Source organism: Nocardioides sp. GCM10030259, from assembly GCF_042666375.1.
GTDB lineage: Bacteria > Actinomycetota > Actinomycetes > Propionibacteriales > Nocardioidaceae > Nocardioides.
The window spans coordinates 143,113-164,605 of record NZ_JBHTDF010000025.1; the positions used below are offsets into that span (position 1 = coordinate 143,113).

The following is a 21,493-nucleotide window of genomic DNA, read 5'->3' on the forward strand; positions in this document are numbered from 1 at the left end:
TCTCCCACGTTTCAGTCGGTCGTGACGCCCATCGAGCGGGCGGTGCCCTCGACGATCTTCATCGCCGCCTCGATGTCGTTCGCGTTGAGGTCGGGCAGCTTGGTCTGGGCGATCTCGCGCACCTGGTCCTTGGTCAGCTTGCCGACCTTGACCGAGTGCGGGGTGCCGGAGCCGGACTTGAGGCCGGCGGCCTTCTTGATCAGCTCGGCGGCCGGCGGGGTCTTGGTGATGAACGTGAACGAGCGGTCCTCGTAGATGGTGATCTCGACCGGGATCACGTTGCCGCGCATGGACTCGGTCTGGGCGTTGTACGCCTTGCAGAACTCCATGATGTTCACGCCGTGCGGACCGAGGGCGGTACCGACCGGCGGGGCCGGCGTCGCGGCGCCGGCCTGGAGCTGCACCTTGACGAGTGCGGCGATCTTCTTCTTCGGAGGCATGGTGCTTCTCTCTCTGTCTCGTGGTCATGACGAGGCGTACGTCGTGCGCCTCTGCCACCTGCTGCTGCCGGATGTCACTCGGACAACCGAACTATTGTGCTGCGAGCCCCGCGTAACGCGAAATCGCGGTCCTCTGGATTTCGAGACGCGTCGCCCGCCCGCGCTCCGCGCGGTCGGGCCGAGCGCTCCTCAATCTCTTCGCCAGTCGTGCTCAGACCTTCTGAATCTGCGAGAACGACAACTCGACCGGGGTCTCGCGGCCGAAGATCTCGACGAGGGCCTTGACGCGCTGCGACTCGGCGTTGATCTCGGTGATCGTCGCGTGCAGCGTGGCGAACGGGCCGTCGACCACCATGACCGAGTCGGAGACGTCGAAGTCGGCGACCTCGACGGGCTTCTTCGGGGTGGCGCCGGCGGTGGTGCTGGGCGTGCCGGCCGCGGCCGCCTCGGCCTCGGCGCGGGCGACGACGGCGGGGGCGAGCATGCTCTCGACCTCGGACATCGACAGCGGCACGGGCTGGTGGCTGTGGCCGACGAACCCGGTCACCGACGGGGTGTGGCGGACCGCGGCCCAGGACTCGTCGGTGAGGTCCATGCGAACCAGCACGTAGCCGGGGAGAACGGTGCGCTTGACCATCTTGCGCTGACCGTTCTTGATCTCCGCGACCTCCTCGGTGGGGACCACGATCTCGTGGATGTAGTCCTCCATGTTGAGGGAGATGATGCGGTTCTCGAGGTTCGACTTCACCCGGTTCTCCATGCCGGAGTAGGTGTGCACGACGAACCAGTCGCCGGGCTTCGCCCACAGCTCGCGGCGGAAGGCCTCGAGCGGGTCGTCGTCACCCTCGTCCTCAGGGGCCTCGTCACCCTCGGCCTCGGACAGCTCGGCGGTGGTGCCGTCGGCCTCGTGGTCGTCGAGCCCGAGGGCCGCGTCGCTGTCCTCGTCGGTGGTCTCGACGTCCAGGCGCGGGTCGTCCTCGATCGCGGGGCCGTCGTCGGGCTCGCCGTACTGGTCCTCGAGGCTGGGCTCGACTCCGGGGCTGTCGACCCCGGCGGTCGTCTCCTCGGTCTCCGCCGAGTCGTACTCCTGCTCAGACACGTACTGCTCCATCACGTTGGGTGTTGCTGTGGGTCATCCGCCGGGCGGACCGGATCAGTCGCCGCCGGAGAAGACTTCGAAGGCGAGCTTGCCGAAGCCCAGGTCGAGCAGCGACACGATCGTCATCATCGCGAGCACGAAGACCATGACGACGATGAAGTAGGTGATCAGCTGCTCCTGCGTCGGGTAGACGACCTTGCGGAGCTCGGCCACCACCTGACGGTAGAAGGTGGGGATGCTGGTGCGCTTGGCGCTACCGCCCCGCTCACCGCGGACTGCGTTGCTGTCCGGCACGTCCTTCTCCCCTTCGTCATCCGACCTGGCGTCGTTGGTCCTTTGCAGGGCACGAGGGACTTGAACCCCCAACCTTCGGTTTTGGAGACCGATGCTCTGCCAGTTGAGCTAGTGCCCTTCGCAGTCTTCTGCGAGGTGGACAGGCCCCGCAGGCAGCCTGCCGAGGGCAGGACTGAGCCTGTGGGAATCCACCAAACGGGAGTCTACGGGGTGGGGCGATCCAGAGTCCAAACGGCTGGCGGGCCGCCCTCCGACCCACCCTACGATGGAGCACATGACCTCCGCGCCAGACTCCTCGCCTCGTTCCCGCCGCGTCTCCCGACGCATCGGCGCCATCGCCGAGAGCGCCACGCTCAAGGTCGATGCCAAGGCGAAGGCGCTGAAGGCCGAGGGCCGTCCGGTGATCGGCTTCGGGGCCGGCGAGCCCGACTTCCCGACGCCGGGCTACATCGTCGACGCGGCCGCCGAGGCGTGCCGCGACCCGAAGAACCACCGCTACACCCCGGCCGGCGGCCTGCCCGAGCTCAAGAAGGCGATCGTCGCGAAGACCGCCCGCGACAGCGGCCTCGTGGTCGAGCCGGCGCAGGTGCTGGTCACCAACGGCGGCAAGCAGGCCATCTACGAGGCGTTCGCCGCGATGCTCGACCCCGGCGACGAGGTGATCGTGCCGGCGCCGTACTGGACCACCTACCCGGAGGCGATCCAGCTGGCCGGCGGCGTGCCGGTCGAGGTGCTCGCCGACGAGACCCAGGACTACAAGGTCACCGTCGAGCAGCTCGAGGCAGCCCGCACCGACCGCACCAAGGTGCTGCTCTTCGTGTCGCCGTCGAACCCGACCGGCTCGGTCTACACCGCCGACGAGATCCGGGCGATCGGCGCGTGGGTCGAGGAGCACGAGCTGTGGGTGCTCACCGACGAGATCTACGAGCACCTCGTGTACGACGGCATCGACACGGGCTCCCTGCCGGTGCTCTGCCCCGAGCTGGCCGGGCACACCGTGGTCGTCAACGGGGTCGCGAAGACCTACGCGATGACCGGCTGGCGGGTCGGCTGGGTGATCGGCCCGACCGACATCGTCAAGGCAGCCACGAACCTGCAGTCGCACGCCACGTCGAACGTCGCCAACGTGTCGCAGCGCGCGGCCGTCGCGGCGCTGGAGGGCGACCTCTCCGCGGTCGACGAGATGAAGGCGGCCTTCGACCGCCGCCGCCGCACGATCGTCACGATGCTCAACGAGATCGACGGTGTCGTCTGCCCGATGCCGGGTGGCGCGTTCTACGCCTACCCGTCGGTGAAGGGCCTGCTCGGCAAGGAGCACGGCGGCCGCGTCATCGACACGTCCGCGGAGCTGGCGGAGTACATCCTCGACAAGGCCGAGGTCGCGGTCGTCCCCGGAGAGGCGTTCGGCTCCCCCGGCTACCTGCGGCTCTCGTACGCGCTCGGCGACGACGACATCGCCGAGGGCATCACCCGCCTGCAGAAGCTGTTCGCCTGACGACACCGATACGCTCCGGGGTGATGCGCGATCTCCTGGCGCTGCCGAAGGCGCACCTCCACCTGCACTTCACCGGTTCGATGCGCCATGCGACGCTGCTCGAGCTCGCCGAGCGCGACGGGATCGCGCTCCCCGACCAGCTCGTCGAGGACTGGCCGCCGAAGCTGTCGGCGGCCGACGAGAAGGGCTGGTTCCGCTTCCAGCGCCTCTACGACGTCGCGCGCTCGGTGCTGCGGACCGAGGACGACGTACGCCGCCTCGTGCGTGAGGCGGCCGAGGACGACGTCCGCGACGGCGGCCGCTGGCTGGAGATCCAGGTCGACCCGAGCGGGTACGGCGCCCGCTTCGGTGGCATCACGGCCTTCACCGACCTCGTGCTCGACGCCGTCGCCGAGGCGTCGGCGACCACCGGGCTCGGCATGGCGGTGGTCATCGCCGCCAACCGCACCCGGCACCCGCTCGACGCCCGCACCCTGGCCCGCCTGGCGGCGCAGTACTCCGGCCGCGGGGTGGTCGGCTTCGGCCTCTCGAACGACGAACGGCGCGGCAGCACGGCCGACTTCGCCCCCGCGTTCCGGATCGCCGAGCGCGCCGGCCTGACGCTGGTGCCACACGGCGGGGAGCTCCGCGGCCCCGAGCACATCCGGGTGTGCCTCGACTCGCTCGGCGCCGACCGGCTCGGCCACGGCGTCCGCTCGGCCGAGGACCCGGCCCTGCTCGACCGGGTCGTCGAGGCCGGCGTCGCGCTCGAGGTCTGCCCGGTCTCGAACGTCGCGCTCGGCGTCTACTCCGACCTCACCTCGGTGCCCTTGCCGACGCTGCTGGCCGCGGGCGCGACGGTGGCGCTCGGCGCGGACGACCCGCTGCTCTTCGGCTCGCGCCTGGCCGGCCAGTACGCGACCATGCGGGCCGCCCACGAGCTCACCGACGAGCAGCTCGCCGAGCTGGCCCGGATGTCGGTGCGCGCCTCGCGGGCGCCCGACTCGGTGCGGGCCGCGGTACTTGCCGACATCGACGGGTGGCTGGCGACCGAGCCTGCAAGGATGCTGGCATGACCACGGGCCCCGAGAACCCCTACGGCGAGCGGGACAACGACACGCCGCCGACGCACCAGCCGTACGGCCAGCCCCCGCCCAACCCGTACCAGTCCCAGCAGCCGCCGCAGCAGCAGCCGTATCCGCCGCAGTACCCGCAGCAGTACCCGCAGCAGTACGGCCAGCCCTACGGTCAGCAACAGGGTCAGCCCTACGGCCAGCCGTACCCGCCGCAGCAGCCGGCGTACGGCTACCCGGTCGCCGCGCCGCCCACCGACGGGCTCGCGCTCGGCTCGATGATCACGGGCATCGCCGCGCTGGTGATGGCCTGCGCGTACGGCGTGGGCCTGCTCGCGTCGCCCGTCGCCCTGGTGCTCGGCCGGGTCGCGATGAAGCGGATCGACCGCTCCGAGGGCCGGCTGGGCGGCCGCGGGATGGCCCTCGCGGGGTTCATCCTCGGCATCATCGGCACCGCCCTGCTGGTGCTGGCGATCATCGGCGTGATCATCCTGATCGTCGTGGCGGCCAGCTCCGAGGACTACAGCACGTTCGCCCCGGCGATCGGCTGACGCGATGTCGTACGGCGCTCCCCCGCCGCAGCAGCCCTGGCCGCCGGCCGGCCAGCCCTACGGCTACACGCCGCCGCCCAACCACCCGTCCGCGATGACCGCGATGGTGCTCGGCATCGTCGGCCTCGCCGGCATCCTCACCTGCGGCGGCGTCACGCTGGTGATCTCACCGTTCGCGTGGGCGATCGGCGGCCGGGCGGTCCGGGAGATCGACGCGGCCCCGCCGGGCAGCGTCGGCGGCCGCGACCAGGCCAACGCCGGACGGATCATGGGGCTGATCGGCACGATCCTGCTCGTCCTCGGCGTGCTCGCGCTCGTGGCCATCGTGCTGCTCTTCGCGGTCGTGGCCACGGGCCCGTCGTACACCTGACCCTCAGAGCTCGCAGCCGACCAGCACCGGCTCGTTGACGAGCTCGATGCCGAACCGCTGGGCCACGCCGTCGCGCACCTCGCGGGCGAGCGCCAGCAGGTCGTCGGCGGTGCCCGACCCGCGGTTGGTCAGCGCCAGCGTGTGCTTGCCGGACAGCGCGACCCGGTCGTTGCCGTGGCCCTTCGCGAACCCGGACCGCTCGATGAGCCAGGCCGCACTGGTCTTGACCCGCCCGTCGGGCTGCGGCCAGGAGGGGGCGTCCGGGGGCACGTCGGCGGGGTCGACGACCGGGTTGGTGAAGAACGAGCCGGCGCTCCACGTGTCGTGGTCGACCGGGTCCAGCACCATGCCCTTGCCGCCGCGCAGCGCGAGCACCGCGCGGCGTACGTCGGCGAGGGGGGCGCGCTGCCCGAGCTCGACGCCCAGGGCCCTGGCGAGCTCGGCGTACGCCACCGGGGCGCCGAGGTCGCCCTGGCCGAGCTGGTAGGTCACGGAGAGGACGACGTGGCGTCCTCCCCAGGGATCGAGCCGGTCCCTCTTGAAGCGTGAGGTGCGGTAGCCGAAGCGGCAGTCGGCGGCGGCGAACGTGCGGATGCCCCGCAGGGTGCGGTCCCAGACCCGCACCGAAGCCACGGTCTGCGAGACCTCCTGGCCGTAGGCGCCGACGTTCTGGATCGGGGTGGCGCCGACCGAGCCGGGGATGCCGGAGAGGGCCTCGATGCCGACCCAGCCGCGCTCGACGGCGAGCTCGACGAGCTCGTCCCAGCTCTCCCCGGCGGCGACGGTGACCATCGCGCCGCCGCAGGACGGCCCGTCGTCGGCGTCGGCCTGAACGCCGGTGGTGGCGACCTCGATGACGGTGCCGGGGAACCCGGCGTCCGCGACGACGAGGTTGCTGCCGCCGCCGAGGACGAGCACGGGCTCTCCGGCGCTGTCGGCCGCCGTCAGGGCCTCGACGAGCTCCTGCTCGGACGTCGCCCGGACCCAGCGCTGGGCCGGGCCGCCGAGGCGGAGCGTGGTGTGGTCGCGCAGGTCAGGCACGCAGCACTGCCTTGGGCATGCCCAGGACCTTCTGGCCGCCGCAGGTGACCGTCAGCGCGACGGTCGTGAGGCCGTCGGCCTCCTTGACCTCGCCCGCGATCTCGATCTCGACGCCGCCCTCGGCGGGCACGACGACCGGGTTGGTGAACTTGCAGCCGAGGCTGACGACCTCGGCGCCGGGGAACCAGGTCGAGACCGCGCGGGCAGCGAGCGCCATCGTGTACATGCCGTGGGCGATCACGCCGGGTAGGCCGACGCTCGTGGCGACGCCCTCGTCCTGGTGGATCGGGTTGTGGTCGCCGCTCGCCGCGGCGTACCGCACCAGGTCGGCGCGGGTGATCGCGTAGGTCTGGGTCTCGAGCGTCATGCCGCGGCCCCCCGGTGGACGAGGGTCGCCGAGGTCGTGCAGACCAGCGCGCCGGCGGCGTCGCGGACCTCGCTGGTGGTCCCGATGATGTCGTTGCCGGCGATCTGGCGCAGGCTCGAGACGGTCAGCGTGGCGGTGAGGACGTCCCCCGGCACGACCGGCCGCTCGTAGGCGAACCTCTGCTCGCCGTGCACGATCCGGAAGAGGTCGATCGACTCGGCCTCGAGGAAGGCGTTCATGGCGCCGAAGGCGAGCACGATCGGGTACGTCGCTGGCGCCGGCCCGCCGGCGTACTCACCGCCGGTCGCGGCGACGAACTCGCCGACCCCTTCCTCGGTGACCGCGTGCGGCGCCGTCGGTGGGAACGTGCGGCCGACGAGGTCCTGGTCGACTGGCATGGGCACAAAATACAGATCGACCCGGCAGAGAGGCTCTGCCGGGTCGGTCTGGACGACTGGGTTCAGCGGGTCTCGCGGTGCGCCTGGTGCTTGCGGCACCGCGGGCAGAACTTCGCCAGCTCGAGCCGGTCGGGGTCGTTGCGGCGGTTCTTCTTGGTGATGTAGTTCCGCTCCTTGCACTCCACGCAGGCGAGAGTGATCTTCGGGCGAACGTCGCTGCTCTTGCTGGCCACGGGAAGTCCTTCGGTCGGTACTGGGTGTCGCTGGTCTGTCTGGTAGCGGGAGCGGGACTCGAACCCGCGACACCACGATTATGAGTCGTGTGCTCTAACCGCCTGAGCTACCCCGCCACAAGGGCTCGGCAGCGCGATCCAGACTAGCCGGACCACGCAATAACCTCTCCCAGAGCCCCTTTACGGAATCGAACCGTAGACCTTCTCCTTACCATGGAGACGCTCTGCCGACTGAGCTAAAGGGGCAACGACGGAGAACAATACACAGGGGTGCGCGCGAACATGAAATCGACCGAAACCCCTGCCTTCTACCGCTCGTCGGGAGCCTTTCACGACCCCTCCGGAGGGGTCGGTGAGGCCTTCGAGTCGATGCCGTCGAGCGCCGGTCCGTGGCGCCCGGACAGCCAGCACGGCGGCCCACCGGCGGCCCTCCTGGCGCGAGCGGTCGAGCGCCTCTCGCCGGCCCGGATCGGCCGCTTCACGATGGAGCTGCTGGGCCCGGTGCCGGTCGGTCCGGTCGCCGTCACGGCGTCCGTGCTGCGACCCGGACGGTCGGTCCAGCTGGTCGGGGCCGAGCTCCACGACGTGCGCCGCGGCCGGGTCGCGGCGTCCGCCCGGGCCTGGCTCTTCCCGGACGGGTCGGGACCCGCCGAGGCCGGTCCACCGCTCGACCACGCCCCCGGCGACGGCGCCGTGCGGCCGCGTCCGTCGGGCTGGCACGGCGGCTACCTCGACGCGATCGACTGGCGCTGGGTGCGCGGTGGGCTGGAGGAGCCGGGCAGCGGCGTCGTCTGGATGCGGTCGCCGGCGCTGGTCGAGGGTGAGCCGATCTCCCCGGTGCAGCGGCTGCTCGCCTGCGTCGACTCGGCGTCCGGGGTGAGCGCGGCGCTCGACGTGCGCGAGTGGGGGTTCCTCAACACCGAGCTGACGGTGCACGTGCTGCGCGAGCCGGTCGGCGAGTGGATCTGCCTCGACGCCGAGACGACGTTGGCGGACGGCTCGACCGGCGTCGCGACGTCCGCGGTGTACGACGAGCGCGGGCTGGTCGCCCGGTCGGCTCAGGCGCTGCTCGTGGCGCCCAGGAGCGGCCAGGGCGACGCCTCCTCGAGCTCGTAGCCGAGCTCCAGGAGCGTGGCCTCGCGGCCCGCGCCGGCCGAGAACATCATCCCCTGCGGCAGGCCCCCGGTGGTGGTCGCGAGAGGCAGTGAGATCGCCGGATCACCGGTGGCGTTCTGCCACGGCGTGAACGCCACCCACTCGAGGATCCGCTCCATCACGACCTCGAAGTCGGCGGTCGGGTCGAGGTGGCCGACCAGCGGGGTCTCGTGCGCGAGCGTGGGCGACAGCGCCACGTCGTACCGCTGGTGGAACTCCGCCGAGACCTGCGGGAGCCGGCGCAGGCGGCCGATCGCCCCGGGCAGCCGGCGCAGGCCGCGGCGGCAGTGCCGGTCGAGGCCGACCGTGAGGTTGTCGAGCTGGTTGCGGTCCCAGGTCGGCCCGAAGCCGCGACGGCCGGTGCGCACGATCATCATCGCGAGCATCGCCCAGTAGAGGAGGAAGTCGTCCGGCACGGTCGGCGGCGCGGGGGGCGGCACCTCCTCGACCTCGTGGCCGAGCTCCTCGAGCAGGTGGGCGGTCTTGTGCGTGAGCTCGGTGACCTCGGGAGACGCCGAGTGGCCGATGCCGGTGGTGACCACCGCGACCCTGAGCCGCTTGCGCCCGGGTCGGGTGACGTCGCCGATGGGCGGCAGCCGCAGCTGCCGGTAGACCTGCTCGGCCTCGCGCAGGAACGCCGCGGTGTCGCGGACCGACCGGGTGATCACGCCGTCGGAGACGATCCGCACCGGCATCTGCCGGTTGAGCCGGTCCTGGGCGAGCCGGTCGCGGGTCGGCTTGAGCCCGACCAGGCCGTTGACCGACGCCGGGATCCGGATCGAGCCGCCGCCGTCGTTGCCGTGCGCGAGGGGTACGGCGCCGCCGGCAACGAGCGCGGCGGACCCGGCCGACGAGGCGCCGGCGGTGCGGTCTGTGTCCCACGGCGAGCGCACCGGGCCGAGGCGCGCGTGCTCGGCCGACGGGCTGAACCCGAACTCCGACAGCTGCGTCTTGCCGAGCGGCACCAGCCCGGTCGCGAGGAACATCCGGGCGAAGTCGCCGTCGGCCGCCAGCGGCCGGCAGCGGTAGGCGTCGCACCCCTGCTGGGTCGGCATGCCGGCGACGTCGACGTTGTCCTTGAGGAAGGTCGGGACGCCGGCGAAGAACCCGCCGCGCGGGTCGCGGGCCTCGGCGCGGGCGCGGTCGTAGGCGACGTACGAGACCGCGTTGAGGTCGGTGCGCAGGCGCTCGGTGCGGGCGATGGCCGCCTCGATCACCTCGGGGATCGAGACCTGGCCCTCCTGGATCGCGGTGACCAGCCCGACCGCGTCGCGGTCACCGAGGGCGTCGTCGCCGAAGGCGTGGATACGGGGCACACGCCGCAGGCTAGTACCGGCTAGAAGGCCTCGGGGCCGAAGCGAGAGACCGCGAGGAGCACGCACAGCCCCGCGAGGACCAGGGTGCGCAGCGCGTCGGGGAGGAACTCGCGCCGGCGGACGTGGACGACGACACCACCGAGGGTGAGCGCCGCCAGGGCGCTCGCCGCGACCGGCGCGACGTACGGGATGAGCAGGCCGACGGCGCCGAGCACCTCGGCCCACCCGAGCCTCTTGAGGCTCCGGTCGGAGTAGTCCTCGACCCACCTGAGGCCGGCACCCATGATCTCCTCGCGGGTGCGGGTCAGCTTGAGGACGCCGGTGCCGAGGAAGATCGCCGCGAGGAAGCCGGCGAGGATCCACAGCCAGACGTTCGCGCTCACGGCGCGACCCTACGCGGTCACCCAGTTCGGGCGATGAGGGGCCGGAGGCGACGGTGAACAGTGGACGCATGGGACTGAGGGATCGGCGCCAGGAACGGCGCGAGGACCGTCGCGGCGGTGGCGGCACGACGTACCGGATGCAGGAGAAGCTCCTCTCGATCGGCGACGACTACTGGATCGAGGACGAGCAGGGCCAGCGCGTGCTCAAGGTCAACGGCAAGGCGCTGCGGGTCCGCGAGACGCTGGTGATCGAGGACCCGTCGGGGCGCGAGCTGCTGAAGATCCAGGAGCGCAAGCTCAGCATCCGCGACAAGATGGCGATCGAGGACGCCGAGGGCGGCACCGTCGCGACGGTGAAGAAGGCGATGATCTCGCCGCTCCGCGAGCGGTTCAAGGTCGAGCTGGCGGGCGGTGGCGAGCTCGACGTGCAGGGCAACATCGTCGACCACGAGTACGAGATCGAGCGCGACGGCACGAAGGTCGCCGAGGTCTCCAAGAAGTGGTTCCGCGTGCGGGACAGCTACGGCGTGGAGGTCGCGCCGGGCCAGGACCCGGTGCTGGTGCTGGCGATCGCGGTCGTCGTCGACTCGATGTCGCACGACGTCGGCTGAGCCCCCGTCAGGACGCTCAGGACGTGGCCGCCGCCAGCCGGGCGTCGACCGCGACCGGCGCGAGCACGTGGTCGAGCGCGAGGGCGGCGCAGCCGACCACCCCGGCCCGGTCGCCGTGGGTCGCGGCGAGGAACTGCAGGTCGCGGGTGGCGAGCGGCGCGGCCAGGGCATAGACGCTCTCGCGGACGCCGGCGACGTGGAAGTCGAACGCCGCCGCCATGTCTCCGCCGATGACGACCGCGGCGGGGTTGAGCAGGTTGATCGCGATCGCGAGCACCTCCCCCAGCGCGCGCCCGCTGTCGCGGAGCAGGCCGCGGGCCGTCGCGTCGCCCTGGAGGGCGAGCGCGACCAGGTCACGCACGTGCTCGACCTCGTGGCCGGCCTCCCGCGCCCGGGCGACCAGCGCCCAGCCCCCGGCGAGCGTCTCGAGGCAACCGGTCGCGCCACACCGGCACTGCGCGCCGTCGGCCGCGTCGATCTTCGTGTGGCCGATCTCGCCCGCGGCCCCGAGATGGCCGATCAGCACCCGGCCCTCGGCGATGATGCCGAGGCCGAGACCGGTCGACGCCTTCACGACCAGCACGTCCCGGAGCGACGCCGACCGCCCGAGCAGCTCGGACCGGGCGAGCACGTCGGCGTCGTTGCCGACGAAGAGCGGGGCGCGCGCGACGTCCGCGAGGTACGGCGCGAGCTCGACGCCGTCCCAGCCCGACATCACCGGCGAGCCGATGCTGACGCCGCGCGCCGGGTCGAGGGTGCCGGGCAGGCTGAGGCCGATCCCCAGGACCGGCGGCTCGACGCCGTCGAGCAGGCGGGCCAGCCGGGCGGCGATCTGCGGCATCAGCTCCTGCGGCCCGACGCCGACCTCGTGGTCCTCGGAGTCGGACGAGATCTCCTGGCCGTCGAGGTCGAGCACCGCGAGCTGGCTGCGCGACCGGCCGATGGCGACCGCCAGCACCACGCCGGCGTGCTGGTTGAAGACGAGGGCACCGGGCGGGCGCCCGCCGGTGGAGGCGAGCTCCTCGCCGAGGAGCAGCAGGCCGGACGAGGTCAGCGCGCTCACCCGGGTGGTGATGGCCGTGCGCGAGAGGCCGGTCAGGGCGCGGAGCTGCGACCGGGTGCTGGCCCGGCCGGAGCGCACGAGCTCGAGCAGCTCGCCGGCCGTCGCCGGGGCTGCGCTCTCGCGGCCGTCGGTGCGGGGCGTGCCGTTGGTGGCTCGCAGGGAGGTCTGGGACACGGCGAGAGCATAACGCCGCTTACTTTGATCCTCAGAAGACCTTAGTCATGTTTCAAACGGGCCGAATGGGCTACGGTGAGTGGCATGGACGCGAACCCGGCCCCGCCCGTGCTGCCCGCCGCGTGCGACTTCACGGTGTTCGGCGGCACCGGCGACCTGGCGCTGCGCAAGCTGCTGCCGGCGCTCTACCACCGCGACCTCGAGGGCCAGCTGCCCGCGGACCACCGGATCCTGGGCATCTCCATGTCCGACCTCGACGACGCCGGCTGGCGCGAGGCGGTGCACGAGGCGCTCACGACGTACGTCGCCCCCGAGCAGCTGCTGACGCCGGTCGTCGACCGGTTCCTCGCGCGGCTCTACCACCTGCGGCTGGACGCCCGGAACCCCGAGGACTGGGACCGCCTCCACGCGCTGCTCAAGGAGCGCGCGCACCCCGAGGCCGCCGTGCGGGTCTTCTACCTCGCGGTCGCGCCGCGCCTCTTCGGCTCGATCTGCCAGCGGCTCGACGAGATCGGCGCGGTCGACGAGCGCGCCCGCGTCGTGCTCGAGAAGCCGATCGGCCACGACCTCGCCTCGGCCCGCGAGATCAACGACGCCGTCGGCCGCGTCTTCGACGAGTCCCAGATCTTCCGCATCGACCACTACCTCGGCAAGGAGAGCGTGCAGAACCTGCTGGTCACGCGGTTCGCGAACACGTTCCTCGAGCCGCTGTGGAACTCCCGCTGGGTCGACCACGTGCAGATCACCGTCTCCGAGACGGTGGGCATCGGCGGCCGCGGCGAGTACTACGACCACGCGGGCGCGCTGCGCGACATGGTGCAGAACCACCTGCTGCAGCTGCTCTGCCTCGTGGCGATGGAGCCCCCGACGTACGTCGGGCGCGAGACCGTCCGCGACGAGAAGGTGAAGGTGCTCCAGGCGCTGAAGCCGATGACGCCGGAGGCGGTCGACCGCAACACCGTGCGCGGGCGGTACGACGTGGGTCTGGTCGACGGCGCGGCCGTGCCGTCGTACTCGGAGGACCTCGGCCACGGCGGATCCCGGACCGAGACCTTCGTGGCCCTCAAGACCGAGGTGCAGAACTGGCGCTGGGCCGGGGTGCCCTTCTACCTGCGCACCGGCAAGCGGATGGACCGACGGGCGTCCGAGATCGTGGTGGTCTTCAAGGAGCCGCCGCACTCGATGTTCCCGGGGGCGGAGGGCGCCACCGCGCCGAACCGGCTGCACATCCTGGTCCAGCCCGACGAGGGCATGCGCCTGCACCTCACGGCCAAGGAGCCCGGGCCCGGGGGCTACCGCCTCCGGCCGGTCTCCCTGGACCTCAGCTACGCCGCGGCGTTCGACGCCCGGCTGCCCGACGCCTACGAGCGGCTGCTCATGGACGTCATGAAGGGCAACCCCACGCTCTTCATGCGCCGCGACGAGGTCGAGGCGGCGTGGACGTGGACCGAGCCGATCCTGCGCCGCTGGGCCGGCTCCCCCGACCGGCCCAAGCGCTACCCCGCCGGCACCACCGGACCGACCGCCGCCGCGATGCTCCTCGAGCGGGACGGCCGCACCTGGCAGGAGACCGACCAGTGAGCACACCCGTCCACCCCGTGGTCGCCGCGGTGACCGACCGGGTCGTCGAGCGCAGCGCCGAGGGCCGCGCGGAGTACCTCCGCCGGATCCGCGCCGCCGCTGACTCCGGCCCCGCCCGCGGCCGTCTGGCCTGCGCCAATCTGGCGCACGGCTTCGCCGCCGCGGAGCCCGAGGGCAAGCGCGCCCTGATCGGCACCGTGAAGCCGAACGTCGCGATCGTCTCGTCGTACAACGACATGCTCTCGGCCCACCAGCCCTACCGCGACTACCCGGAGACGCTGAAGAAGGCGATCATCCGGGCCGGCGGCATCGCGCAGTTCGCCGGCGGCGTGCCCGCCATGTGCGACGGCGTCACCCAGGGCCGCGACGGCATGCAGCTCTCGCTCTACAGCCGCGACGTGATCGCGATGTCGACGGCGATCGCCCTCTCGCACGACATGTTCGACGGCGCGCTGATGCTCGGCGTCTGCGACAAGATCACGCCCGGACTGCTCATCGGCGCGCTGTCGTTCGGCCACCTGCCGACGGTCTTCGTGCCGGCCGGGCCGATGACGTCGGGCCTGCCGAACTCCGAGAAGGCCCGGGTCCGCCAGCTGTACGCCGAGGGCAAGGTCGGGCGCGAGGAGCTGCTCGAGGCCGAGTCGGCGTCGTACCACTCGGCCGGCACGTGCACCTTCTACGGAACCGCGAACTCCAACCAGCTGCTCATGGAGGTGCTCGGCCTGCACCTGCCGGGCTCGTCGTTCGTCAACCCGGGCACGCCGCTGCGCGAGGCCCTGACGAAGGCGGCCGGCCGGCGGGCCACCGAGCTCACCCAGGCCGAGCGCACGCCGATCGGCGAGATCGTCGACGAGAGGGCGATCGTCAACGCCTGCGTCGCGCTGCTCGCGAGCGGCGGGTCGACCAACCACACCATGCACCTGGTCGCGATCGCGCGGGCCGCGGGCATCTCGCTGACCTGGGACGACCTGTCCGACCTGTCGGCGGTGGTGCCGCTGATCAGCCGGATGTACCCCAACGGCGAGGCCGACGTGAACCACTTCCACGCCGCCGGCGGGATCGCGTTCCTCGTGCACACGCTGCTGCGCGCGGGCCTCCTGCACGAGGACGTCCGCACCGTTGCCGGTCGCGGCCTCTCGCACTACACCCGCGAGCCGGCGCTCCGCGGCGACGACCTGACGTGGGAGGAGGGCCCGAAGGAGTCGCTCGACCTCGACGTGCTCCGCCCGGCGTCCGACCCGTTCACGCCCGACGGCGGCCTCCAGCTGCTCAGCGGGCCGCTGGGGCGCGCGGTCATCAAGACCTCGGCGGTCAAGCCCGAGCACCGGCAGGTCACCGCGCCGGCCGTGGTCTTCGACGACCAGCACGACTTCCTGTCGGCCTTCGCCGACGGGCAGCTGGACGGGCGCGACTTCGTCGCCGTGATCCGCTACCAGGGTCCGGCCGCGAACGGCATGCCGGAGCTGCACAAGCTGACGCCCGCGCTCGGCGTGCTGCAGGACCGCGGGCAGCGGGTCGCGATCGTCACCGACGGCCGGATGTCCGGCGCGTCCGGCAAGGTGCCCGCCGCCATCCACGTGACGCCCGAGGCCGCACTGGGCGGTCCGCTCGCGCGCGTCGTCGACGGGGACCTGATCACGGTCGACGCGAACGCCGGTCTCCTGGACCTGCACGTAGACCCGGCCGAGCTGCAGCAGCGCCCGATCACCGGCCGCGCCCCGCAGGGCCCGGAGTGGGCGGGCACCGGCCGCGAGCTGTTCGCGGCGTTCCGTGCCACGGTGGGCTCGGCCGACACCGGCGCCAGCGTCTTCCCGGGCGTGACCGCCCCCGGCCAGGAGGTCCGTGTTGTCCAGCCTGCTTGATGCCGTTCCTGTCATGCCGGTCGTCGTCCTCGACGACGTCGACCACGCGGTGCCGGTCGCCCGGGCCCTGGTCGCCGGCGGGCTGCCCGCGATCGAGCTGACCCTGCGCACCCCGGTCGCACTCGAGGCGATCCGGGCGATCGCCGCCGAGGTCCCGGAGATCCTGGTCGGCGCCGGCACGGTCACCACTCCCGGCCAGGCGAGGCTCGCCGCCGCAGCCGGAGCGCAGTTCCTGGTCTCACCCGGCACCACCCGGTCGCTGCTCGCGGCGATGCAGGACAGCGGGCTGCCGTTCCTGCCCGGCACGGCCACGGTCTCGGAGGTGCTCGCCGCGCTCGAGGCGGGCTGCACCGAGCTCAAGTTCTTCCCGGCCGAGGCGTCGGGAGGCGCGGCGTACCTGAAGGCGATCGCCTCACCCGTGCCGGCCGCGCGCTTCTGCCCGACCGGCGGCATCACGCCCGCCTCGGCGCCGACGTACCTCGCGCTGCCCAACGTCGGCTGCGTCGGCGGCTCCTGGCTCACGCCGGCAGACGCGATGGCCGCCGGCGACTGGGACCGGATCTCGGCCCTCGCGACGGAGGCTGCGGCTCTGCGCTGATCCCGGTCAGTAGCCGGAGCCCTGCTTGACCTGTTCGCGCTCGGCCTGCGCGGCTCCGCCCTTCTTGTCGAGGGTGCGGCAGGCGTCCTCGATGTCCTGGGTCAGCCGGTCGACCTGGGCCCGGCTCATCGTCTCCTTGACGAGCGCCCGCAGGATCTTCACGTCCTGAGCGTTCGGCGGCAGCGTGTACGCCGGCACCATCCAGCCGCGCTCGGCGGCGAGCTGCCAGGCGACGTCCGACTCGTCGTACGCCGCGTGGTCGCCGGCGAGCCGGAAGGCGACGAGCGGCAGCTGCTCCTCGTCGGCGCCGATCACCTCGAAGCGCCCGCCCGCACGGAGGTTGTCGGCCAGCGCCCGGGCGTTCTGCTGCATCTGGCGCATCACGTACGTGTAGCCCTCCCGGCCGAGCCGGACGAACATGTAGTACTGCGCCAGCACCATCGCGGCCCCGGTGGAGAAGTTGAGGGTGAAGGTCGCATCGGTCTTCCCGAGGTAGTTCTCGTAGAACACCAGGTCCTCGGCGAGGTCGCTCGACTCCCGGAAGACCAGCCACCCGATCCCCGGGTACACGAGCCCGTACTTGTGGCCGGAGACGTTGATCGAGCGGACCTGCTCGAGCCGGAAGTCCCAGGCGGAGTCCGGGTAGAGGAAGGGCCACACGAAGCCACCGCTGGCGCCGTCGACGTGCAGGGGGATGTCGGGGCCACCGTCCTTCTTCAGACCCATCAGGAGTGCGTTGATCCCGACGAGGTCGTCCTTGTGGCCGGTGAAGGTCGTGCCGAGAACCCCCACGACGCCGATGGTGTTCCCGTCCAGGTGCGGCGCCACGTCGTCCGGGCCGATCGTGTACTTGCCCTCGGCCAGCGGCACGATGCGGGGCTCGACGTCGAAGTACCGGCAGAACTTCTCCCACACGACGTGCACGTCGCCACCGAAGACGAGGTTCGGGCTGTCGACCGGCTGCCCGGCCGCCTCGCGGCGCTCCTTCCACTTCCACTTCAGGGACAGGGCGCCCAGCATGATCGCCTCCGACGAGCCCTGGGTGCGACAGCCCGTCGTCTCCCCGGGTGCATGGAAGAGGTCCGCGAGCATGCGCACGCAGCGCTGCTCGATCTCTGCGGAGATCGGGTACTCCGCGTGGTCGATGAAGTTGCGGTGCAGGTTCTCGGCGATGATCCGCTGCGCCTCGGGCTCCATCCAGGTGGTCACGAAGGTGGCGAGGTTGCGCTGCGGGTCGCCCTCCATCACCAGGTCCTCGCCGACGAGCCGCATGGCCTCGACCGGGGTCATGCCGCTCGCGGGGAAGTGGGTGGACGGGGCCGACTCCGTCAGGAACCGGTTGCCGTAGAGAGCTGCGGCTCGGACTTCGGTTGACGGGATGCTCATGCTCGCGAGTCAAGCATCGCCTTCGAACCGGTGTAATCACCCGTTCAAGGGGAGGTAGGCGCGGGCTCCGGCCGCTCGAACATCTGCAGCACGCCCCCCACGGCGAAGCACACCGCACCCACGAACGTGCCCCAGTTGACCAGCCCTTCGTCCAGTGCGGAGGACGTGGCCGGACGGGTGAAGGCGGCGATGCCGGCGAGGAAGAACACGATCGAGCCCAGCTGGTTGGTCCCGACGATCCACCACTCGAGGGAGTTGACGACCCGCCAGATGCGGCCGTGCCCGACCTCGACCAGCGCGAGGTGGCCCGAGACCAGGAAGCAGACGCAGCCCACGACGTCGGGCACCCAGATCCAGCTGTCGCTCTGGCGCGGGGTGAGGTCCTGCGCGAATGCCGCCACGAGGCTGACGCCGAAGAAGAGCGTCCCGACGAACAGCACGGCGGCGCTGAGCCACCCGATGTGTCGAGGCTCGAAGCTGAGCCAGCGCCAGCGAGCCGAGCCGAGCCGCCCGTCCTCGTCGATGTCGGTGGGGGTGTTGCCGGCCTGAAGCACCGACACGTAGCCGCCGATGCTGAAGAAGACCCCGCCGACGAGGTAGACCACGTCGTCGTCCCACAGCGATCCGACTCCGAGCTGCGCCATCGCCGCACCGATCGCGAACAGGGTGCCGCCGAGGGTGAAGGCAGTCGCGGCCACGATGTTGGCCCGGCCGAGGCGGCGGGCCGTCTCCGGGGCGGGCTCGACGAAGCCGACCCGGACGTCGTCCTGGTCGAGCAGCTCGACGCGACCCCGTCGCCGCCCCAGGCGGGACGCCCAGCGCGCCTTCCGGCCGTCCGGCAGCGACCAGGTGACGCGGGTCGTGAACCAGGCCGTCCGCTCGACGCGGTGCAGGGCCCAGCGCGCCGGGTGCGTGCGCGGCACCCCCGCCGCCGGGACCTGTTGCGTCACGTCGCGACTCTAGGGTGGGGTGGCCCCCGTGGTCATCAGTCGGCACGAGGTCCAGCTGCCCACCCACGACGTCCACGTCCTCGAGTGGGGACCGCCCGACGGGCGGCTCGTGGTCGCCCTGCACGGCTTCCCCGACACCGCGTGGACGTGGCGCCGGGTCGCGCCGCTGCTCGCGGCCGAGGGGTACCGGGTGGCGGCGCCGTTCCTGCGCGGCTACGCGCCGTCTGGGATCCCGAGCGACGCCGACTACTCGGTGCGGGCTCTCGCCGGCGACGCGGTCGCGCTCCACGACCTGCTGGGCGGCGACGCCGACAGCGCGCTGGTCGGCCACGACTGGGGCGCCATCACGACCAACGCCGTCTCGGGCGATCCGAGGTCGCCGTACGCCCGGCACGTGTCGCTCGCCGTGCCTCCGATGTCGATGATGAACCCGAGCCGCGAGACGCTCGGCACCTGGGCGGCGGCGATGGTCCGGCAGCCGCTGCACTCGTGGTACATCGCGTTCAACCAGGTGCCCGGCCTCGCCGAGGGCCGGTTCGACTGGCTGGCCGCGCGGCTGTGGCGGTCGTGGTCGCCGCGGTACGACGCGGCCGAGGACCTCGCCCGGCTCCGCGAGGCGGTGCCGGACCGGGCCCGCGCGAAGGCCGTCGTCTCCTACTACCGGGCCCTGCTCGGCCGCGGGGTGCGACCCGCGCTCGCCGAGCCGCTGCACCCGCTGCTCTACCTGCACGGTGCCGACGACCGGTGCCTGGAGCCGGGCCTGGCCCGGATCGCCGCGCGCCACCTCCCGGCGACGGTCGTGCCGGACGCGGGTCACTTCCTCCAGCTCGAGCAGCCGGAGGCCGTGGCAGAGGAGATCGTCAGCTTCCTGACGTGACGGCGCCTCTCCTGAAGCACCCCACCAGGTGCGGGTCGAAGATGCCGATCGCCTCCATCAGCGCATACATCGTGGTCGGTCCGACGAAGGCGAACCCGCGCTTCTTCAGCGCCTTCGAGAGTGCCGCCGACTCCGCCGAGGTGGTCGCCATCTCGGCGGTGTCGTGCCAGGCGGGCGGCTCGTCGGGCGCGAAGCCGAGGACGAACTGCTCCAGCCCGCCGTCGTCGCGGAGCGCGACCGTCGCCCGGGCGTTGGTGACCGCCGCGTCGACCTTCATGCGGTTGCGGACGATGCGGGAGTCCTGCATCAGCCGCTCGACGTCGGCCGCGCCGAACTCCGCGACCGTGTCGGCGTCGAACCCGTGGAAGACCTCGCGGAACGCCGTGCGCTTGTTGAGGATCGTCGACCACGACAATCCGGACTGGAACGCCTCCAGCGTGAGCCGCTCGAGGTACGCCGCCTCGCCGCCGACCCGGCGGCCCCACTCCTCGTCGTGGTAGTCGCGCATCACGCCCGGCCCGCCGGCCCACGGGCAGCGCCCGACTCCGTCCTCACCGATCAGGGGTCCCATGGCCCCATCCTCGCCGACGCCGCCGACAGCAGTTCTCATGAAACCTCCCGAACCCGTCGGCCCCGCAGGACGTGTCCTCCCCATGACGAACCGCAAGCAGCCCCTTCCGGCGCTCGGCGTCGGACTCGCACTCATGACCTCGGCCGTCCTCGTGGGCGTGCCGGCCCAGGCGACGTCGGCGGAGCGCGCCGTCGTGCGCCTCGAGACCACCCTGCGTCCCAGCGGAGACTCCAACGGGTCGGGCGAGGCCCACTTCACGCTGAACAAGGCGCGCAAGCGCGTCTGCGCCACCGTCGAGTGGCGCGGCATCCAGCGGCCGGACGCCGCGCACATCCACCGGAAGTCGGACGGCGGGATCGTCGTCGACCTCGTCGGCTCGGTGACCGGCGGACCCAAGTGCGCGACGGGCGTCCCGAAGGCGACGATCGCGAAGATCCTGGACAGTCCGCGTCGCTACTACTTCAACGTGCACAACGCGACGTACCCGGCAGGCGCGATCCAGGGCACGCTGCACCGATAGGCGTCGCCGCGGCCGGGCACCTCACCGGGCCTCGACACGACGGTCGCGACTTCGTCCCTCAGTCGCGCGGCTCGCTCGACCACCATCAGCGGATCCGCTGGCGCGTCTCCGCTAGCGCCGCTCCTTGAGCCGCGCATTCGGGAGCGGCGGTGCCGGGATCGGGGGGAGCTCGTCACCGACCGGGATGCCGAACCAGCCATCGGCAAGGCCCGCGTCGGTGACCTGCTCCTGCCACCGCGCGCGCCACTCGACGACCTCGTCGTGGGTGCGGGCGACGATGTTCCACCACATCACGATCGCCTCGCCGAAGGGCGGGCCGCCGAGGAGCAGCAGCCGGACCGGCTCGTCGTACGACCGGAGCTCGAGGCTCGGCGACCCCGGGGGCACGAAGGCGAGGTCGGCGGGCTTGGCCTCGGTGCCGGCGACCGACACGACGCCGCTGTCGACGAGCACGCCGAGCTCGAACGTCGGGTCGACGTCGAGACCGAGGGTGGTGTCGGGCTCGAGCAGGATCTCGGCACCGAGCAGCGGGGTGTACGTCGCGACCGGTGACGTGTCGCCGAGGAGGCTCCCGAGGAAGACCCGCGCCTCGAAGCCGGCGCCGGTGACCGGTGTCGGCGCATGGTGCGCGAATCCCGGGTCGGCGAAGCGGTCCGCGGCCGGCAGCGCCACCCACAGCTGGGCCCCGTGGAGCTCGGTGGTCGTCGCGGTCGAGACCTCGGAGTGGCTGATGCCGCGGCCGGCGGTCATCAGGTTCACCTCGCCCGGCCGCACCATCGCGTGGTTGCCGGCGCTGTCGCGGTGCTCGACCTCCCCGGTGAAGAGCCAGCTGACGGTCTGCAGCCCGGTGTGCGGGTGCGGCGCGACCTTCATGCCGCCGCTGTCCGCGACGAGGTCCGGGCCGTAGTGGTCGACGAAGCACCACGCGCCGATCAGCGAGCGCTGCCGCTGCGGGAGGGTACGACGTACGCGCATCGCCCGCGGACCGCCCAGCGGCACGTCGCGGGGCGTCATGATCTCGACGCCGGCGGCGGGCGCCCTCCGGCAATCGAGCTCGGGCGGGCGGTCCTCGAGATTGCTCACCCCGCCATTGTCACCCTCGGGCA

The 21,493-nt window shown here is 72.1% G+C and carries 25 protein-coding genes and 3 tRNA genes; 11 read left to right on the forward strand and 17 right to left on the reverse strand.

The annotated features are described in order from the left end of the window. Window positions 1-11 precede the first annotated feature (11 nt). The 4 genes from rplK to ACFQQI_RS20135 form a co-directional block, all read right to left on the reverse strand. Window positions 12-440, reverse strand: coding sequence for a 50S ribosomal protein L11 (rplK, locus tag ACFQQI_RS20120; RefSeq protein ID WP_378567826.1), 429 nt, complete (start codon window positions 438-440; stop codon window positions 12-14). A gap of 211 nt (window positions 441-651) precedes the next feature. Beyond that, window positions 652-1,551 carry a transcription termination/antitermination protein NusG gene (gene nusG, locus ACFQQI_RS20125; protein WP_378567829.1) on the reverse strand — a complete coding sequence of 300 codons (900 nt, stop codon included), beginning with the start codon at window positions 1,549-1,551 and terminating at the stop codon, window positions 652-654. Window positions 1,552-1,593: 42 nt separating this feature from the next. After that, window positions 1,594-1,833, reverse strand: coding sequence for a preprotein translocase subunit SecE (secE, locus tag ACFQQI_RS20130; RefSeq protein WP_378567832.1), 240 nt, complete (start codon window positions 1,831-1,833; stop codon window positions 1,594-1,596). A 45-nt stretch (window positions 1,834-1,878) separates the two neighbouring features. After that, window positions 1,879-1,951 (reverse strand) — tRNA-Trp (locus tag ACFQQI_RS20135). Between the two features lie 156 nt (window positions 1,952-2,107). On the opposite strand from ACFQQI_RS20135, the gene ACFQQI_RS20140 reads away from it, so the two are divergent. The 4 genes from ACFQQI_RS20140 to ACFQQI_RS20155 are packed head-to-tail and all read left to right on the forward strand — an operon-like array spanning window position 2,108 to window position 5,301. Further along, window positions 2,108-3,328: a pyridoxal phosphate-dependent aminotransferase gene (locus tag ACFQQI_RS20140; RefSeq protein ID WP_378567835.1), complete on the forward strand. Its 1,221-nt coding sequence runs from the start codon at window positions 2,108-2,110 to the stop codon at window positions 3,326-3,328. A gap of 23 nt (window positions 3,329-3,351) precedes the next feature. Beyond that, complete coding sequence (locus ACFQQI_RS20145) at window positions 3,352-4,383, forward strand: adenosine deaminase (protein WP_378567838.1); 1,032 nt, start codon at window positions 3,352-3,354, stop codon at window positions 4,381-4,383. Then, window positions 4,380-4,931, forward strand: a complete 552-nt coding sequence (locus tag ACFQQI_RS20150; RefSeq protein ID WP_378567841.1) for a DUF4190 domain-containing protein — start codon at window positions 4,380-4,382, stop codon at window positions 4,929-4,931. Before ACFQQI_RS20145 ends, ACFQQI_RS20150 begins: the two co-directional genes overlap by 4 nt. Before the next feature lie 4 nt (window positions 4,932-4,935). After that, the gene (locus tag ACFQQI_RS20155; RefSeq protein ID WP_378567844.1) at window positions 4,936-5,301 is read left to right on the forward strand and encodes a DUF4190 domain-containing protein; all 366 of its coding nucleotides are present in this window, start codon (window positions 4,936-4,938) and stop codon (window positions 5,299-5,301) included. A gap of 3 nt (window positions 5,302-5,304) precedes the next feature. Here the strand turns inward: ACFQQI_RS20155 and ACFQQI_RS20160 are convergent, their stop codons facing one another. The 6 genes from ACFQQI_RS20160 to ACFQQI_RS20185 form a co-directional block, all read right to left on the reverse strand. Continuing rightward, entirely contained in the window at window positions 5,305-6,342 is a 1,038-nt protein-coding gene (locus ACFQQI_RS20160; protein WP_378567846.1) for a UDP-N-acetylmuramate dehydrogenase, read from the reverse strand. Next, entirely contained in the window at window positions 6,335-6,709 is a 375-nt protein-coding gene (locus ACFQQI_RS20165) for a MaoC/PaaZ C-terminal domain-containing protein (RefSeq protein WP_378567849.1), read from the reverse strand. Before ACFQQI_RS20165 ends, ACFQQI_RS20160 begins: the two co-directional genes overlap by 8 nt. Continuing rightward, window positions 6,706-7,107: a MaoC family dehydratase N-terminal domain-containing protein gene (locus tag ACFQQI_RS20170; RefSeq protein WP_378567852.1), complete on the reverse strand. Its 402-nt coding sequence runs from the start codon at window positions 7,105-7,107 to the stop codon at window positions 6,706-6,708. Before ACFQQI_RS20170 ends, ACFQQI_RS20165 begins: the two co-directional genes overlap by 4 nt. 62 nt (window positions 7,108-7,169) lie before the next feature. After that, window positions 7,170-7,340, reverse strand: a complete 171-nt coding sequence (gene rpmG, locus ACFQQI_RS20175) for a 50S ribosomal protein L33 (RefSeq protein WP_017932999.1) — start codon at window positions 7,338-7,340, stop codon at window positions 7,170-7,172. A 40-nt stretch (window positions 7,341-7,380) separates the two neighbouring features. Continuing rightward, a tRNA-Met gene (locus ACFQQI_RS20180) sits at window positions 7,381-7,457 on the reverse strand. A gap of 56 nt (window positions 7,458-7,513) precedes the next feature. After that, window positions 7,514-7,586: transfer RNA gene (locus ACFQQI_RS20185), tRNA-Thr, on the reverse strand. A gap of 36 nt (window positions 7,587-7,622) precedes the next feature. On the opposite strand from ACFQQI_RS20185, the gene ACFQQI_RS20190 reads away from it, so the two are divergent. Continuing rightward, window positions 7,623-8,456, forward strand: a complete 834-nt coding sequence (locus ACFQQI_RS20190; protein ID WP_378567856.1) for a thioesterase family protein — start codon at window positions 7,623-7,625, stop codon at window positions 8,454-8,456. Here ACFQQI_RS20190 and ACFQQI_RS20195 read toward each other — a convergent pair. Then, window positions 8,399-9,811 (reverse strand): amidase, encoded by a 1,413-nt coding sequence (locus ACFQQI_RS20195; protein ID WP_378567859.1) that lies wholly within the window; start codon window positions 9,809-9,811, stop codon window positions 8,399-8,401. The genes ACFQQI_RS20190 and ACFQQI_RS20195 overlap by 58 nt on opposite strands. Window positions 9,812-9,831: 20 nt before the next feature. Then, a complete protein-coding gene (locus tag ACFQQI_RS20200) occupies window positions 9,832-10,194 on the reverse strand; it encodes a DoxX family protein (RefSeq protein ID WP_378567862.1) in 363 nt (120 codons plus the stop codon). A 68-nt stretch (window positions 10,195-10,262) separates the two neighbouring features. Between ACFQQI_RS20200 and ACFQQI_RS20205 the strand changes: the two genes are divergently transcribed. After that, a complete protein-coding gene (locus ACFQQI_RS20205; protein ID WP_378567865.1) occupies window positions 10,263-10,805 on the forward strand; it encodes an LURP-one-related/scramblase family protein in 543 nt (180 codons plus the stop codon). 16 nt (window positions 10,806-10,821) lie between these two features. On the opposite strand, the gene ACFQQI_RS20210 is transcribed toward ACFQQI_RS20205, so the two are convergent. Then, complete coding sequence (locus ACFQQI_RS20210; RefSeq protein WP_378567868.1) at window positions 10,822-12,042, reverse strand: ROK family protein; 1,221 nt, start codon at window positions 12,040-12,042, stop codon at window positions 10,822-10,824. 84 nt (window positions 12,043-12,126) lie between these two features. Between ACFQQI_RS20210 and zwf the strand changes: the two genes are divergently transcribed. Genes zwf through eda form a run of 3 tightly spaced genes read left to right on the forward strand, consistent with a single transcriptional unit; the run spans window position 12,127 to window position 16,083 of the window. Next, window positions 12,127-13,623, forward strand: a complete 1,497-nt coding sequence (zwf, locus tag ACFQQI_RS20215) for a glucose-6-phosphate dehydrogenase (protein ID WP_378567871.1) — start codon at window positions 12,127-12,129, stop codon at window positions 13,621-13,623. Beyond that, window positions 13,620-15,485, forward strand: a complete 1,866-nt coding sequence (gene edd / locus ACFQQI_RS20220; RefSeq protein WP_378567874.1) for a phosphogluconate dehydratase — start codon at window positions 13,620-13,622, stop codon at window positions 15,483-15,485. Before zwf ends, edd begins: the two co-directional genes overlap by 4 nt. Window positions 15,486-15,498: 13 nt before the next feature. Further along, on the forward strand, window positions 15,499-16,083 hold the full coding sequence (eda, locus tag ACFQQI_RS20225; RefSeq protein ID WP_378567877.1) for a bifunctional 4-hydroxy-2-oxoglutarate aldolase/2-dehydro-3-deoxy-phosphogluconate aldolase: 585 nt from the start codon (window positions 15,499-15,501) through the stop codon (window positions 16,081-16,083). 6 nt (window positions 16,084-16,089) lie between these two features. Here the strand turns inward: eda and ACFQQI_RS20230 are convergent, their stop codons facing one another. Both ACFQQI_RS20230 and ACFQQI_RS20235 read right to left on the reverse strand, forming a co-directional pair. After that, window positions 16,090-17,469, reverse strand: a complete 1,380-nt coding sequence (locus ACFQQI_RS20230; protein ID WP_378567880.1) for a glutamate decarboxylase — start codon at window positions 17,467-17,469, stop codon at window positions 16,090-16,092. A 44-nt stretch (window positions 17,470-17,513) separates the two neighbouring features. Continuing rightward, window positions 17,514-18,419, reverse strand: a complete 906-nt coding sequence (locus tag ACFQQI_RS20235; RefSeq protein WP_378567883.1) for a hypothetical protein — start codon at window positions 18,417-18,419, stop codon at window positions 17,514-17,516. A gap of 28 nt (window positions 18,420-18,447) precedes the next feature. On the opposite strand from ACFQQI_RS20235, the gene ACFQQI_RS20240 reads away from it, so the two are divergent. Then, on the forward strand, window positions 18,448-19,296 hold the full coding sequence (locus ACFQQI_RS20240) for an alpha/beta fold hydrolase (RefSeq protein ID WP_378567886.1): 849 nt from the start codon (window positions 18,448-18,450) through the stop codon (window positions 19,294-19,296). On the opposite strand, the gene ACFQQI_RS20245 is transcribed toward ACFQQI_RS20240, so the two are convergent. Then, window positions 19,280-19,867 (reverse strand): DNA-3-methyladenine glycosylase I, encoded by a 588-nt coding sequence (locus ACFQQI_RS20245; protein ID WP_378567889.1) that lies wholly within the window; start codon window positions 19,865-19,867, stop codon window positions 19,280-19,282. The genes ACFQQI_RS20240 and ACFQQI_RS20245 overlap by 17 nt on opposite strands. Before the next feature lie 82 nt (window positions 19,868-19,949). Here ACFQQI_RS20245 and ACFQQI_RS20250 point away from each other — a divergent pair, with 82 nt between their 5' ends. Then, a complete protein-coding gene (locus tag ACFQQI_RS20250; RefSeq protein WP_378567892.1) occupies window positions 19,950-20,387 on the forward strand; it encodes a CHRD domain-containing protein in 438 nt (145 codons plus the stop codon). 111 nt (window positions 20,388-20,498) lie between these two features. On the opposite strand, the gene ACFQQI_RS20255 is transcribed toward ACFQQI_RS20250, so the two are convergent. Next, window positions 20,499-21,470 (reverse strand): pirin family protein, encoded by a 972-nt coding sequence (locus ACFQQI_RS20255; RefSeq protein ID WP_378567895.1) that lies wholly within the window; start codon window positions 21,468-21,470, stop codon window positions 20,499-20,501. Window positions 21,471-21,493 lie beyond the last annotated feature (23 nt).